11 protein-coding genes and 1 tRNA gene are annotated in these 13,414 nt (G+C 56.0%); 6 read left to right on the top strand and 6 right to left on the bottom strand.

Features of this window, described 5'->3' with window-relative positions; genetic code table 11:
• Positions 1 to 7: 7 nt before the first annotated feature.
• The 4 genes from JYG33_RS09885 to gloB all read right to left on the bottom strand — a co-directional run bounded on the left by JYG33_RS09885 (position 8) and on the right by gloB (position 4,401).
• Entirely contained in the window at positions 8 to 922 is a 915-nt protein-coding gene (locus tag JYG33_RS09885) for a tripartite tricarboxylate transporter substrate binding protein (RefSeq protein WP_323178748.1), read from the bottom strand.
• 429 nt (positions 923 to 1,351) lie between these two features.
• The gene (gene fabI / locus JYG33_RS09880; protein WP_207872093.1) at positions 1,352 to 2,137 is read right to left on the bottom strand and encodes an enoyl-ACP reductase FabI; all 786 of its coding nucleotides are present in this window, start codon (positions 2,135 to 2,137) and stop codon (positions 1,352 to 1,354) included.
• A gap of 31 nt (positions 2,138 to 2,168) precedes the next feature.
• A complete protein-coding gene (locus JYG33_RS09875) occupies positions 2,169 to 3,578 on the bottom strand; it encodes a transglycosylase SLT domain-containing protein (RefSeq protein ID WP_207872090.1) in 1,410 nt (469 codons plus the stop codon).
• A gap of 10 nt (positions 3,579 to 3,588) precedes the next feature.
• Entirely contained in the window at positions 3,589 to 4,401 is an 813-nt protein-coding gene (gene gloB / locus JYG33_RS09870) for a hydroxyacylglutathione hydrolase (RefSeq protein ID WP_207872087.1), read from the bottom strand.
• A gap of 20 nt (positions 4,402 to 4,421) precedes the next feature.
• On the opposite strand from gloB, the gene JYG33_RS09865 reads away from it, so the two are divergent.
• The 6 genes from JYG33_RS09865 (at position 4,422) to JYG33_RS09840 (ending at position 10,843) form a co-directional block, all read left to right on the top strand.
• Entirely contained in the window at positions 4,422 to 5,183 is a 762-nt protein-coding gene (locus JYG33_RS09865; protein WP_207872085.1) for a methyltransferase domain-containing protein, read from the top strand.
• Positions 5,180 to 5,623: a ribonuclease HI gene (gene rnhA, locus JYG33_RS09860; RefSeq protein WP_207872082.1), complete on the top strand. Its 444-nt coding sequence runs from the start codon at positions 5,180 to 5,182 to the stop codon at positions 5,621 to 5,623. Before JYG33_RS09865 ends, rnhA begins: the two co-directional genes overlap by 4 nt.
• 99 nt (positions 5,624 to 5,722) lie before the next feature.
• Positions 5,723 to 6,769, top strand: a complete 1,047-nt coding sequence (locus JYG33_RS09855; protein ID WP_207872079.1) for an efflux RND transporter periplasmic adaptor subunit — start codon at positions 5,723 to 5,725, stop codon at positions 6,767 to 6,769.
• Between the two features lie 9 nt (positions 6,770 to 6,778).
• On the top strand, positions 6,779 to 9,856 hold the full coding sequence (locus JYG33_RS09850) for an efflux RND transporter permease subunit (protein WP_207872075.1): 3,078 nt from the start codon (positions 6,779 to 6,781) through the stop codon (positions 9,854 to 9,856).
• Positions 9,857 to 9,948: 92 nt separating this feature from the next.
• Positions 9,949 to 10,674 carry a DNA polymerase III subunit epsilon gene (dnaQ, locus tag JYG33_RS09845; RefSeq protein ID WP_207872072.1) on the top strand — a complete coding sequence of 242 codons (726 nt, stop codon included), beginning with the start codon at positions 9,949 to 9,951 and terminating at the stop codon, positions 10,672 to 10,674.
• A 94-nt stretch (positions 10,675 to 10,768) separates the two neighbouring features.
• Positions 10,769 to 10,843 (top strand) — tRNA-Val (locus JYG33_RS09840).
• Positions 10,844 to 10,864: 21 nt separating this feature from the next.
• Here the strand turns inward: JYG33_RS09840 and JYG33_RS09835 are convergent.
• Together JYG33_RS09835 and JYG33_RS09830 are read right to left on the bottom strand one after the other, a co-directional pair.
• Positions 10,865 to 11,845, bottom strand: coding sequence for a tripartite tricarboxylate transporter substrate binding protein (locus tag JYG33_RS09835; RefSeq protein WP_207872069.1), 981 nt, complete (start codon positions 11,843 to 11,845; stop codon positions 10,865 to 10,867).
• Positions 11,846 to 11,872: 27 nt separating this feature from the next.
• Positions 11,873 to 13,360, bottom strand: coding sequence for a chlorohydrolase family protein (locus JYG33_RS09830; protein WP_207872066.1), 1,488 nt, complete (start codon positions 13,358 to 13,360; stop codon positions 11,873 to 11,875).
• Between the last annotated feature and the right edge of the window lie 54 nt (positions 13,361 to 13,414).

Below are 13,414 nucleotides of genomic sequence, written 5' to 3'. Positions count from 1 at the left end.
TGAATCCTTAGTTGATGGTCAGTCCAATTTTTTGTGCCAGTTCCCGGAATCGATCGATGTCGTTATTGATCATTGCCTGGAACTGGGCGGGGCCGTCGTGCGCGACTGTGTAGCCCAAACTTTCCAGTTTTGCTTTCACGTCGTCGCGCGCAATGATTTTTTCTATGGCTTCGTGCAGTCTTTGCACCACAGGCTCTGGAGTACCGGCGGGTGCCAGGAGTCCATGCCATTGATTCAGCTCATAACCTGGGTAGCCAAGCTCGGCGATGGAGGGCACATCGGCGAGCAGGGGACTACGCTCTGCCGAGGTCACCGCCAAGGCTCGTACCTTCCCGCTTTCAATGAAGGGCAGGGTGCTGGAAGCGGTGACGAAAGCGGAACCAACCTGATCACCCATCACATCGTTCAGAGCACCGCCGCAGCCTTTGTATGGAATGTGTGCCATTTCCACACCTGCTGCTTCGTTGAGCATTTCACCGGCCAGATGTTGTGGAGTGCCGTTGCCGCAAGAGCCAAAGAACACTTCCCCTGGTTTTTCTTTGGCGGCCGTGAGCATGTCTTTCAGTGTCTTGTAGGGGGAGTTGGCCGGCACAATCACTACAGAGGGAACGAAGGCGAAATTGGAGACGGCTGTGAAGTCATTTTTGGGGTCAAAAGGCAGCTTGTCGAAAACGGCCGGATTGACTGCGAAGGAGCTGTTGACCATCAGCAGTGACTGACCGTCGGCTGGGCGTTGGGCCACCATACGTGCACCAATATTGCCGCTGGCACCGGGACGGTTGTCCACAATCGCAGATTGGCCGAGCTCTTCGTTGAAGTAATTCCCGACCAGGCGGGCCAGTAAATCCGTGCCCCCTCCAGGTGGGAAGGTGACGATAATTTCGATCGGTTTATTCGCGCTGGCGGTGGAGGGGGCCAGCATTGCACAGCTCAGCAAAAGCCCAGCCAGGGCCAGCAGACGCGGTTGGCGTTGGAACATTGTGTCTCCTCGAGAATCGAGTTCTGTGATTGATTTTTTATACTTTAATAGTCAGTGCACTGACATAAATATTATTCACAGATTATTTTTTTATCCTACTAGGGAAAACGAGAAAGTCAGTGTACTGATTTATTTATGTTTTTTATTGCTTATATAAGAAGCTTGTAGAGCAAATTTCAGCCGCGTCAGCGCGGGTGCTATCTGCCTTGTCTGCGTAATGCAAAATGCTTTGATGACACACTTTTGCCAAGTTGGAGCAGGGGTGGTGTTGGGTCTTGCTGGGCTGACTCAAGGCCAAAAAAAAAGGAACAGCGCGAAAGTCTGTTCCTTTTGACCGTCATGACGCTTAGTGGCGTCTGCTGGTGGTAAGCCTTATTCCTGCATGCCGGGGACGATGCAGTTAAAGCCTGCATCCACGTGCGTGATTTCGCCCGTAATGCCGCTGGCCAATTCGGACATCAGGAAGGAGGCGACATTGCCCACTTCTTCGATGGTGACGTTGCGCTGCAAGGGAGCGTGCGTCTCTACGAATTTCAGAATGGTAGAGAAGTCCTTGATGCCGCTGGCAGCCAGGGTCTTGATAGGACCGGCCGAGATTGCATTGGCACGAATGCCGTACTCGCCCAGGGCCACAGCCAGGTAGCGCACCGAGGCTTCCAGAGCCGCCTTGGCCACACCCATGGTGTTGTAGTTGGGGATCGCTTTTTCAGCACCCAGGTAGGTCAGTGTCAGCACCGAGCTTTTGCGACCTTTCAGCAAAGGCAGGGCGGCTTTGGCCAGAGCGGGGAAGCTGTAGGCGGAAATGTCGTGGGCGATACGGAACGATTCGCGCGACAAGCCGTCCAGGAAGTTACCGGCGATGGCTTCGCGCGGTGCAAAACCGATCGAATGCACCAAGCCGTCCAGACCGTCCCAGCGCTCGCCCAGCAAGGCAATGGCTTGCTCGATTTGATCGTCTTCGGACACGTCACAGGGCAACACGATATCGGTACCCAGTTCCTGGGCAAAGCCTTCAACGCGCTCTTTGAAACGCTCGCCCACATAGGTCAGGGCAATCTCAGCACCTTGTTGGCGACATGCTTGCGCGATCCCGTATGCAATGGAGCGGTTCGAGAGGACGCCTGTGACCAGGATGCGTTTTCCTTGCAGGAAACCCATGCTGAAAATCCTTTATGTAATAGTGGGTGGACTAGCCACGAATATTGGAACCGGGAACACGCAAACGTGTACCCCTGGAAAGAGAGCTGCCTTTGATATTGTTCAGGCGTCGCAGTTCGGCCACCGAAGTGTCGTAGCGTTTCGCCAAGGCGTAAAGTGTATCGCCCTGCCGGACCGTATGGGTACGTACGTTGGCGCCACGACGCAACACAACGGTGTCGTTATTGCGGTTGATGCTGGCGGTTTGTGTACGGGCCCGGCGAGTGCTCTGGGCCACAGGGGCGGCGGGGGTGTTGGTCAGGGAGGCCAATTGCAGGCTGCCTTCACCCAGGGTCGTGCTGGGGACCAGCAAGGTCTGGGCGACGGCCTTGGTGCTCTTGCTACCTAAGCCGTTGATGGAGCGCAGTTGCGACAAGGTAATGCCGTGGCGCTGGGCAATGGACAGATAGCTTTCGCCGCGTTTGGACTGGTAGGCTTTCCAGTTGCTGAGCTTGCCTTGGTAGGCGGCCAGATTGGCGTTGAAGATATCGACTTTATTGGCAGGCAGCAGCAAGGTGCTGCGATCAGCCGGAATAGTGGGGCGGTTGTGGGCGGCATTCAAGGCCTTGAATTCGTCCACGGAGATTTCAGCCAGCTCGGCAGCCAGGGCTACATCAATGTCTTTGGTCTTGCGTACAGCCGTAAAGTAAGGCGTGTTGCTGACCGCAGGCAGGGTGATGCCGTAGCGCTCGGGGTTGGCCACAATGTTTTTGATCGCCTGCAGTTTGGGGACGTAATTGCGCGTTTCGTCCGGCATCTTCAGGGATAAGTAGTCAACGCCCAGATCTGCCTGTTCATTGCGCTCCATGGCGCGGCGTACGGAACCTTCACCCCAGTTGTAAGAAGCCAGAGCCAAATACCAGTCGCCCTGGAATTCGTACAAGTAAGACAGGTAATCCAGAGCGGCGCGGGTGGATTCGACTGGGTCGCGGCGCTGGTCTACCCACCAGTTTTGCTCCAGTTTGTATTGCGTGCCGGTGCTGGGGATGAACTGCCACAGGCCAGAGGCATGGGAGCGCGAATACGCGACGGGGTTGTAGGCGCTTTCCACGAACGGTAGCAAGGCCAGTTCGGAAGGCAGGCCGCGAGCATCCAGTTCGTCCATGATGTGGTACAGATAGCGCGAGGCGCGCTGGCTCATGGTGCGGATGGATTCGGGGTGCGAAGCGTAGTAGTTGGTCCAGTAATCGACCAGATCGGTATGCAGGTTGGGTATGGAGAATCCGCGGCGCATCCGGTCCCAGGCGTCTTTGGGAGGGTGGGTCAGGTCAATCGTACGAGACGTATCGGCGGCAATGCTGGTGGTGGTCTTGGCGGCTTTTTGCGGACTGACCTTGGGGCCTGTGGCGCAGCCTGCCAGCACGAAAGCGCATAGCAGCGCGAAAAGTCTCAGTAGGTTCATTGCGGAATCTTCAGAAATTATTTTTCCAGTCGCGCAGGCTGGCAAATACCTCGACAGGATTATCCAGGGACTGAGCGGCATAGTGCTCGGCAGCGTGAATAACAGCAGTCGTCTCGCAACGCAGAAATGGATTGGTAGCCAATTCTGTTTTCAGGGTGGATGGCACCGTAGGCAAGTTTTGCTGACGCTTGAGCTTATCCTGTTCCCAACGCTCATGCAGTTGGGGATTGTCCGGCTCTACCTGTAGAGCCCAGCGTAAATTGGATAAGGTGTATTCGTGCGCACAGCAGATCAGGGTGTCCGATGGCAGCTTTGCCAACTTGCCCAGGGAATCTGTCATTTGTGCCGGGGTGCCTTCAAAAAGGCGTCCGCAACCGGCGGCAAACAAGGTATCACCACAGAAAACAAAGGGCTGTTTTACCTCATTTTGACCAAAGTACGCAACGTGTCCGGCGGTATGGCCCGGGATATCCAGTACGTCCAGCGTCAATTCCAGAGTGGGTAATTCAACCTTGTCAGACTGGCCGACACGCACGTCACAGGCAGGCAGACGCTCGTGGGCCGGGCCCCACACGCGGGCCGGATGCTGGGCCAGGATATCCATGACACCCCCGACATGGTCACCGTGGTGGTGTGTCAGTAAAATAGCATCCAGTTGTAAGGACTCGCTTGCCAGCCAGTCCAGAACCGGGGCGGCCTGACCGGGGTCCACAACCAAAGCATGACCATTGCGCGCTAAAGCCCAGATATAGTTGTCGTTCAGGGCAGGCAGTGGGATCAGGCGAACATCGCTTGGCGCAGGCCAGGTAAATGTATTCATCATGGTAGAGGGAGAGAGCGCCAGTGGAGCAGACTTTGAATGATCAATTTGCCCAGTGGTTGGAAACCGTACCGGGGCGATATGTGCGAGCCTGGGAACAAGCCCGGGTCGAAGCCGAGGTGGTCAACGCCTTCGGGTATCATGCCATACAAATTGGATTGCCGCATTGGGACCTGCTGGCGCATAGCCGGGTCTCCTGCAAGGTATGCACGGCCCAGGCCGGGGTCTTGCCAGCCAGCCAGAAGAATCTGGTGTATGCCGAGCCCGAACATCTGCCTTTTGATACGCAAAGCATTGATCTTTTAGTTCTGCCTCATACGCTGGAAAGCGCCAGCGACCCTCACCAGGTTTTGCGCGAGGCCGAGCGTGTGCTGGTGCCTGAAGGTCGCATTATCCTGACCGGTTTCAACCCTTTGAGTTTGTGGGGCGCCCATGACTGGATTCCGGGCCTGGAACGGGGCACGCCCACCTTGCCGGGTGATGTCTTGTCGACCTCGCGCTTGCGAGACTGGTTAAAGCTCTTGTCCTTTGATGTGCAAAGCACGCAGATGGGCTGCTATGCGCCCCTGTGCCGTCAGCAGGTCTGGCTGGATCGCTGGGGCTGGATGGAACAAAGTGGTGCGCGCTGGTGGAGCTTTGCGGGGGCCGTCTATATGATTAGCGCGGTCAAGCGAACGCCCGCCTTGCGCATGGTTGGGCCCAAGTGGAAAAAAAGTCGTCGGCGTGTGCGTCGGCCTATGGTGGTGGCAGGACGCGCTGCCGATGAAGGAATTAGCAAGATATGACTGATGTTGTGGATATTTGGACCGACGGCGCCTGCAAGGGCAATCCGGGATTAGGGGGCTGGGGCGCTCTGCTGCGTCACGGCGGACGTGAAAAAGCCATTTGCGGTGGCGAGGCTGACACCACGAATAATCGTATGGAACTGCTGGCGGTGATCGAGGCTTTGAAAGTCCTGAAACGCCCATGTCAGGTACGCGTGCATACGGATTCCCAGTACGTACAAAAAGGCATGAACGAATGGCTGCCCGGCTGGAAAGCACGCGGCTGGCGCACGGCAGATAAAAAGCCCGTCAAGAATGCTGACCTGTGGCAGGAACTGGAAAAGCAGGCGGCCAAGCATGAACTGACCTGGCTTTGGGTGCGTGGCCACGCGGGCGATCCCGGGAATGAAAGGGCGGATCAACTGGCCAATGAAGGGGTGGAAATAGCCAGGCAGTTATAAGATCTTGGGCAGATTCTAAGCCCGCTGATAGTACTATTAGCCACTCGTCATATTTTGTCAGACAGCTTCACCGGCCTGGCCGGTCAGGATAAGCCGCCCATGATTTCCACGCTGCGCCCCACGATTTTTTCTCTGTTTCTCGTCCTGTTTGCAAGCAGCACACCTGTTTGGGCTCAATCTGAGGCCACCCGGGTGGAAGTACTGCCAGTGCGGCAAAGTGAGTTGATTCGTGATGTGGCCGCCGTTGGAACCCTGGTCGCCAGGGAATCCGTGGTTTTGCGCCCTGAGATCAGCGGTCGTATTTCGGCGATCAGCTTTGAAGAAGGCCAGCCCATCAAGAAAGGTCAGCTTTTGATTCAACTGGACCCGGCGATGGCGCAGGCGCAGTTGAATCAGGCACAGGCCAATTTGAATTTGGCTAATAGCCAGCACAAGCGTTCTTCGGAACTGAGTCGTCAGGGTTTCATCAGCCAGCAAGCCAAAGACGAGTCCGGCAGTCGCTTGGCAGTCCAGCAAGCCGAAGTGCAATTGGCGCGTGTGCATCTGGATAAAACCCGTATTCGTGCTCCTTTCGATGGCGTCACCGGACTGCGTAATGTGTCGGTGGGTGATTATGTGGGGCCGGGCACCGATCTGGTGCAATTGGAAGCCGTCTCTATCCTGAATGTGGATTTCCGTATTCCCGAACAATACTTGGCTGATGTGAAGCCCGGTATGCCGGTAGAGCTGCGCTTTGATGCCTTTCTGGGCGAGACACGCAAAGGCACTGTGCTGGCCGTCAGCCCGGCGGTGGATACAGCAGGTCGCTCTATTTTGTTGCGGGCTCAAGTGCCTAATGAAGATGGTGCCTTGCGTCCGGGACTGTTCAGCCGCGTACGGCTGGAGCTGTCGCGCTATCAGGCCTTGATGGTGCCTGAAACCGCACTGGCCCCTTCCGGCCAGGATCAGTACATCTATATTGTGAAAGACGGCCGGGCAGAGCGCCGTCAGGTACAGATTGGTGTGCGCGAGCAGGGTTGGGTGCAAGTCACAGGCGATCTGAAAGCCGGGGACAATGTGCTGGTGGCGGGGCTGCAAAAAGTCCGTGATGGGGTGCCTGTCGATATTCAGGAAGTGATCGACGTACAAACCCAGCCGCAGCAATAGGACGGAATCATGGTTCTCTCTGATTTATGTATCCGTCGCCCGGTATTCGCCACGGTTCTGTCTTTGGTGATTGTGCTGGTTGGTTTCATTTCCTATGAACGCCTGACCGTACGCGAGTACCCCGCCATCGACGAGCCGGTGGTGTCCGTCATCACCAACTATAAAGGGGCCTCACCGGAGGTGATCGAGTCCCAGGTCACCAAGCCTTTGGAAGACCAGTTGTCCGGTATTGAAGGCGTGAACGTGATGACGTCACGCAGTCGTTCCGAACGCAGCCTGATCAACATTAAATTCAATCTGGACCGAGCCCCTGATGCGGCCGCCGCGGACGTGCGTGACAAGGTCTCGCGGGCCCGTCGCTTTTTGCCTGATGAGGTGGACGAACCCATCATCAACAAGGTGGAGGCGGACTCTACCCCGATTATTTATGTAGGTGTGGACACCGGCGACTACAGCATGCTGGAGGCCTCGGACTACATCAACCGCTATATCAAGACACGTTTGTCGGTTTTGCCCGGTGCGGCCGAAGTGCGTGTGTTTGGCGAACGCTTGCCCGCCATGCGTATCGACCTGGATCGTACCCGCCTGGGGGCGTATCAGTTAACCGTGCAAGACGTGGAAGATGCCCTGCGCAAGCAGAACGTGCTGATCCCGGCTGGCCGGATCGAGTCCGATGCACGCGAGTTTTCTGTGGTGTCTTCGACGGACCTGGAAACGCCCGATGAGTTTCGCGACATCATCATCAGCCAGGTGGCGGGTTATCCGGTACGTATCTCCGATATTGCCGACGTGCGTATCGGGCCAGCCGAAGAGCGGGTATTGGCCCGTTTTAACGGCCAGAACAGTCTGAACATTGGTGTGACCAAGCAGTCCACCGCGAATCCGCTGGACCTGTCCAAGTCCGTGCGTGCCGAAGTCGAGCGCATCAACGAGAGCTTGCCGGGCAATATGAAGCTGGCCGTGTCTTACGACAGTTCCATCTTCATTCAGAAATCCATTGATTCGGTGTACACCACCATTGCCGAAGCGATCTTGCTGGTGGTGCTGGTGATCGTTTTTTTCCTGCGCAGCTTCCGTGCCAGTGTCATCCCCATTGTGACGATTCCGATCTCTCTGATCGGTGCCTTCGCCATCATGTATATGCTGGGTTTTTCCATCAATACGCTGACTTTGCTGGCGATGGTGCTGGCCATTGGTTTGGTGGTGGACGATGCGATTGTGGTGCTGGAGAACGTGTACCGCCATATCGAAGAGGGCAAGACGGCCATGCAGGCGGCCTTTTTGGGTGTGCGTGAAATTGCCTTCGCCGTGATTGCCATGACGCTGACGCTGGTAGCGGTGTACGCGCCACTGGCATTCGCCACAGGCCGTACCGGGCGATTATTTATCGAGTTTGCCCTGACCCTGGCCGCCGCCGTGCTGGTATCCGGTTTTGTTGCGCTGACCCTGACTCCCATGATGTGCTCGCGCATGTTGCGCCCGCATGGTGCAAAAGTGGGCCGCGTCAGTCAGAGCATAGAGAACTTCCTGGTCTGGTTGACCCGTGGCTATCGTCGCGTTCTGATTCGTGCCTTGCGCTGGCGCTTTCTGGTCTTGCTTATTGGTGTCGCGGTCGCGGCCTCCAGTGGCCTGCTGTTTACCGTCATCAAAAGTGAACTGGCTCCGATTGAAGACCGGGGGGTGATCTTCGGGATTGTGAATTCGCCTGAAGGAGCCACACTGGATTACACCTTGCACAATGTGGAGCGGGTGGAAGAGTTGTATCGCGGCATACCGGAAACAGAGGGCTACCAGTCCGTTATTGGTTTCCCGACCGTAACCGACTCTTTTGCGATTCTGCGTCTGAAACCCTGGGAGGAGCGCACACGCAATCAGCAATCCATTGCGCGTGAACTGCAGCCGCATTTCTCGGCGATTCCGGGGGCGCGCGCCTTCCCGACCAACCCGCCGTCCTTGGGGCAGCGGGCTACGTCCAAGCCAGTGGAGTTCGTGATCATGAGTCAGGCCCCGTATCCGGAGCTGGCCAAGATCGTGGACGAGTTCCTGGCCGAGCTGAAGGACTATCCAGGCCTGTTGAACGTGGATACCGACTTGCGTTTGAACACGCCGGAAATCCGCATTGATGTAGACCGCGACAAGCTGGCTGACACAGGCGTGTCAGTGGAAGCGGTTGGCCGCACACTGGAATCCATGCTGGGTGGCCGTCAGGTGACGCGCTACAAGAGCGATGGCGAACAGTACGATGTGATTGTGCAGGTCGACAAACAGGCTCGCTCCAGCCCGCAAAATATTCTGGATATTTACGTGCGCACCAAAGACGGTGGCATGGTGCAGGCCTCCAACTTCCTGAAGGTGCGCGAAAGCGTGTCGCCACAATCGCTGAACCACTTCAACCGGTTGCGGGCGGTGATTGTGGAAGCCTCGGTGGCACCCGGCTATGCCCTGGGTGAAGTGCTGGAGCACATGAACGAGGTGGCCCGCAAGACCTTGCCGGAAACCGTGCAGACGGACCTGGATGGGCAGTCGCGGGAGTTCCGTGACTCTTCGGGCAGCATCTATCTGGTTTTCCTGATGGCCCTGGCCTTTATTTATCTGGTGCTGGCCGCGCAGTTTGAAAGCTGGCGCAATCCGCTCATCATCATGCTGTCCGTGCCCTTGTCCATGACGGGGGCCTTGCTGGCGCTGTGGTTATCGGGCGGAACCTTGTCCATCTATAGCCAGATCGGTTTGATTACGCTGGTCGGCCTGATTACCAAGCACGGTATCTTGATTGTGGAGTTTGCCACCCAGCAACGCGAAGCCGGGGCCAGTTTGTACAATGCCGTGGTGCGCGCTTGCGAGATGCGCCTGCGCCCCATCTTGATGACAACCGGCGCCATGGTGCTGGGTGTCTTGCCGCTGGCCTATGCCTCCGGGGCAGGTGCCGAATCCCGTCAGCAAATTGGTTGGGTGCTGGTGGGCGGTTTGTCCCTGGGAACCTTGCTCACCTTGTTTGTGGTGCCGGTGGCATACACCTTGATTGCAGGCAAGAAGGTGGGGCAGGACAAGCAGTTGGAACTGATTGATAAGCCCGAGGCGTCTGTCTAAACGACTGGACCACTGTATCCGGGGTGGCAGGCAATAATGCCGCTACCTTGTTGAAGGCAGTGACCTTGATTGAATTTGTGTAGGGAAAGTGAATGCGTCAAATTATTCTGGATACTGAAACCACCGGTCTGGAGCCGCGCGAGGGGCACCGCATTGTCGAGGTGGGTGGAGTAGAGCTGTTCAACCGTAAATTGACGGGCCGTCACCTGCACCTTTATCTGAACCCGGATCGGGATTCAGACCCGGAAGCCTTGGCCATTCACGGTTTGACTACCGAGTTCCTGGCCGGACACCCGCGCTTCAAGGATGTGGTGGATCAGGTGCTGGACTTTGTGAACGGTGCCGAAGTCATCATCCATAACGCCTCCTTTGATACGCGCTTTCTGGATGCTGAGCTGCAGAAAGTAGGCAAGAAGCCATTTTCCAATTACTGCGACACCATTACCGACTCCTTGCTGGTAGCGCGGGAAATGCATCCGGGCAAGCGCAATTCGCTGGATGCCTTGTGCGAACGCTACGGTATTTCCAACTCGCACCGCACCTTGCACGGCGCCTTGCTGGACTCGGAATTGCTGGCCGATGTCTGGCTGGCCATGACGCGCGGTCAGGATGCCTTGTTAATGGACTTTGACGAGTCAGGCGGAGAAGGCGGCGACGGCAGCGATTTGAGCCTGGGCAAGTTTGATACCAGTGTGCTGAAAGTCTTGCGTGCTTCGGAAGCCGATCAGGCCGAGCACGAAAAGTATATGGACGTGCTGGAAAAGCAGAATAAAAAAGCACCCTTGTGGCGCGAGATGTTGAACCCCTCGGCGGAGTGATGGCCGCATAAAAATAGCAGGCCCAAAACTTGTCAGGCAAGCAGGGCCATGCTATAGTTTCTTTCTTCGCAGCTTTTCAGTTCTTGAAAGCTTCGGGCGGTTAACTCAGTGGTAGAGTGCCACCTTCACACGGTGGAAGTCACAAGTTCGAACCTTGTACCGCCCACCATCTACATTCCCCCATTTTTATCTAGTCCAAGACCAATTTCAGGTCGGTAATGATGCGTCCATAGCGATCGTAGTCTTCGTGTATGGCGGCATCTAGCTGCTGCGGTGTGCTACCTATTCCCACCGTCCCTGAACTGGCTAATACGCGATTGAGATCTGTGTTGTCCATTACATGCTTAAGATCACGCGCAATTTTTTCGCGTATATCTATGGGTGTGCCTGCTGGCGCCATCAGTCCGGACCACGAAATAAAATCGCCGTATGTCTCGCCAGTCGACTCAGTCAGCGTGGGGGTATCTGGCAGTAGCGGACTGCGCTGCTGAGCGGCGATACCCAATAGAGTCACCGTTTTTCCTTGGATAAAGCCCAAGGCGCTGGGTAGTTGCGCAAACATCAGATCCACATGGCCGCCTGCTACGTCGGTAATGGCAGCCGAGACGCTGTTATAGGGAATATGGTTAAGTGTCAGCCCATGCTTGCGCGCAAATACCTCGGCGGCTAAATGTGCCTGACTACCCACGCCAGGAGAGCTGTAGGTCAAGTTTTGTCCGGGTTGCCGGGCGAGTTTGATTAAATCAGCCGTGCTGTGCAGTTTCAGTGCCGGGTTAGTGATCAAGACATTGGGCACAGAACCTACCTGACTGACGGGATCCAGATCTTTCAACACATCAAAAGACCGTTTTTTGTAGAGGTGTGGATTAACAGCCAAGTCAGACACGGGCACCGATACCAGGGTGTAGCCGTCAGCCTTTGACTTGACCACGCTCATGATTCCAATCGTACCTATACCGCCTGGCTTGTTTTCTACGATGACAGTCTGTCCCCATAATTGAGTCAGCTTGTCGCTGACGGCTCGTGCCAGAATGTCCGCGCTTCCGCCAGCCCCATAGGGAACGATGACACGCACAGGGCCTTGCGGAAAGTCTACCTGCTGTGCCTGTGCAATCGAGAGTGTGTTTAGTAAAGCCGTTGCGACAATAGCGAGAGCTGTTTTTTTGATCATGTCTTGTCTCCTCAACGAGGGTGTTTTTTATAGATGTGTGCAGCGACTGATGGGACACATATCTTGCGCACTGCGTTTGAGCTGATCCCAGTCTTGCAGGTTGGGCCAGATGTCTTCGGCAAAATCTTGAACCTGACGGCGCAAGGCTGGCAGGTCCACCTCTGGTATGACCCCGCCTCGCATGCTGACTCTGCCATTGCAGATGACGGTATCCACGTCGTCGCCGATGCCGCATTCAACCATGCTGCGGATAGGGTCCCAAATTGGGCCATAGCGCAGGACATCGCCTCGGCCTATACGGACCAGAATCATGTCTGCTCGGGCATTGGCAGCTAACCGTCCCAGGTCGTCCCGACCCAAGGAACGTGCAGCCGCCAAGGTGGCTGCTTCAAATACTTCAGCAGCACTGGCCGCGGTCAGGTCATGGCTCATGACTTTTCCGTGGTAGGAAGCGGTCCGCATGTTCATGAACATGTCGCGTGGGTAGGTATCGCTGCCGATTGTGATATTGACTCCTGCCTGGCGATACGCTTTCCAGTTATCCAGCGTGCGAGCCCGACGCACAATATTGACCGGACAGTGTGAGATGGAGACTTTCTTCTGCCCCATCAAACCCAGATCGTCCCCACCTGAGTAATTCATTTTTGGATTATTGGAGATCAGGTTGGCATGTCCGATATTCAAGGTGGGACGCAGCATCCCGACATGGTTCAGCAGCTCGATAGGAGTCAGGCCGTGTTCACGGACGGTCTCCATAAATTCAATCACGTTGTAGCCAGCATGTGTGGCCATAGGCAGTTTCAATTCATCGGCTGCACGTACGGTTTGACGTAATAGGTCGAGGCTGCAGTTTTCGATTTCGCGGGGGACCAGAATGCCGTGAATCAGGTCGGACTCATGGGCTTGTGCACGGCGAATAAAAGTCAGGGCATCCTGGAAAAGCTGTTCGCCCTGATCCGGATACGGGATGCGTTCGAGCTGCCCCTTGTCATCGGATTGCCATCGGCCACTATCGTAGCCGGGGCCCAGGTATCCACGAATACCTAAGGCCTCGCATTGAGCCCACAATGCTTCCTGGACGATGACGTGTCCCCCCAGCTCCACAAAGGTGGTGACACCGTTGCGCAGCAGCTCGGCGGCAGTAAAGGCGGCATGCAGAGCAATGCCGGGATCTTTTGCTGCTTGCTCTTGATCCAGATAGTTGGGGTAGCCGCGTATTTGTGTGCCTTTGCGTGCAATGGTCACGTCCATATAAGGCTGGCCGAATAATGCAGGGCGGCCACCGTCGGCTAGAAGTTTATGCAGGGCCCGGTGACCGGAGTGGACATGGGTATCAATAAAGCCGGGAGCCAGAACGCTGTCAGGTGCCTCAATGATCTGGTCCACTTGTCCTTCGTAATGAGTACCCACGTATATGATATGTTCGCCTTCGTAGACGAGTTGGCCGTTGTCGATCACGCAATGGCGCCCTTGCTCGAACGCAATGACCCAGCGCGCTTTAATCAGAGTCCTCATGGGGTTTCCTGTGGTAGTAATTTGTCGTATTAGTGTCCGAGAGGCCTGAAAACG

The organism is Alcaligenes sp. SORT26, from assembly GCF_017377875.1.
GTDB lineage: Bacteria > Pseudomonadota > Gammaproteobacteria > Burkholderiales > Burkholderiaceae_B > Alcaligenes > Alcaligenes parafaecalis.
This window is presented reverse-complemented; position numbering and strand designations above follow the sequence as displayed.

Bases quoted from the DNA above. Each gene is read 5' to 3' on its own strand.
- JYG33_RS09885 (WP_323178748.1), bottom strand. From the start codon at position 922: ATGCTGGCCCCCTCCACCGCCAGCGCGAATAAACCGATCGAAATTATC.
- fabI (WP_207872093.1), bottom strand. From the start codon at position 2,137: ATGGGTTTCCTGCAAGGAAAACGCATCCTGGTCACAGGCGTCCTCTCG.
- JYG33_RS09875 (WP_207872090.1), bottom strand. From the start codon at position 3,578: ATGAACCTACTGAGACTTTTCGCGCTGCTATGCGCTTTCGTGCTGGCA.
- gloB (WP_207872087.1), bottom strand. From the start codon at position 4,401: ATGATGAATACATTTACCTGGCCTGCGCCAAGCGATGTTCGCCTGATC.
- rnhA (WP_207872082.1), top strand. From the start codon at position 5,180: ATGACTGATGTTGTGGATATTTGGACCGACGGCGCCTGCAAGGGCAAT.
- JYG33_RS09855 (WP_207872079.1), top strand. From the start codon at position 5,723: ATGATTTCCACGCTGCGCCCCACGATTTTTTCTCTGTTTCTCGTCCTG.
- JYG33_RS09850 (WP_207872075.1), top strand. From the start codon at position 6,779: ATGGTTCTCTCTGATTTATGTATCCGTCGCCCGGTATTCGCCACGGTT.
- dnaQ (WP_207872072.1), top strand. From the start codon at position 9,949: ATGCGTCAAATTATTCTGGATACTGAAACCACCGGTCTGGAGCCGCGC.
- JYG33_RS09835 (WP_207872069.1), bottom strand. From the start codon at position 11,845: ATGATCAAAAAAACAGCTCTCGCTATTGTCGCAACGGCTTTACTAAAC.
- JYG33_RS09830 (WP_207872066.1), bottom strand. From the start codon at position 13,360: ATGAGGACTCTGATTAAAGCGCGCTGGGTCATTGCGTTCGAGCAAGGG.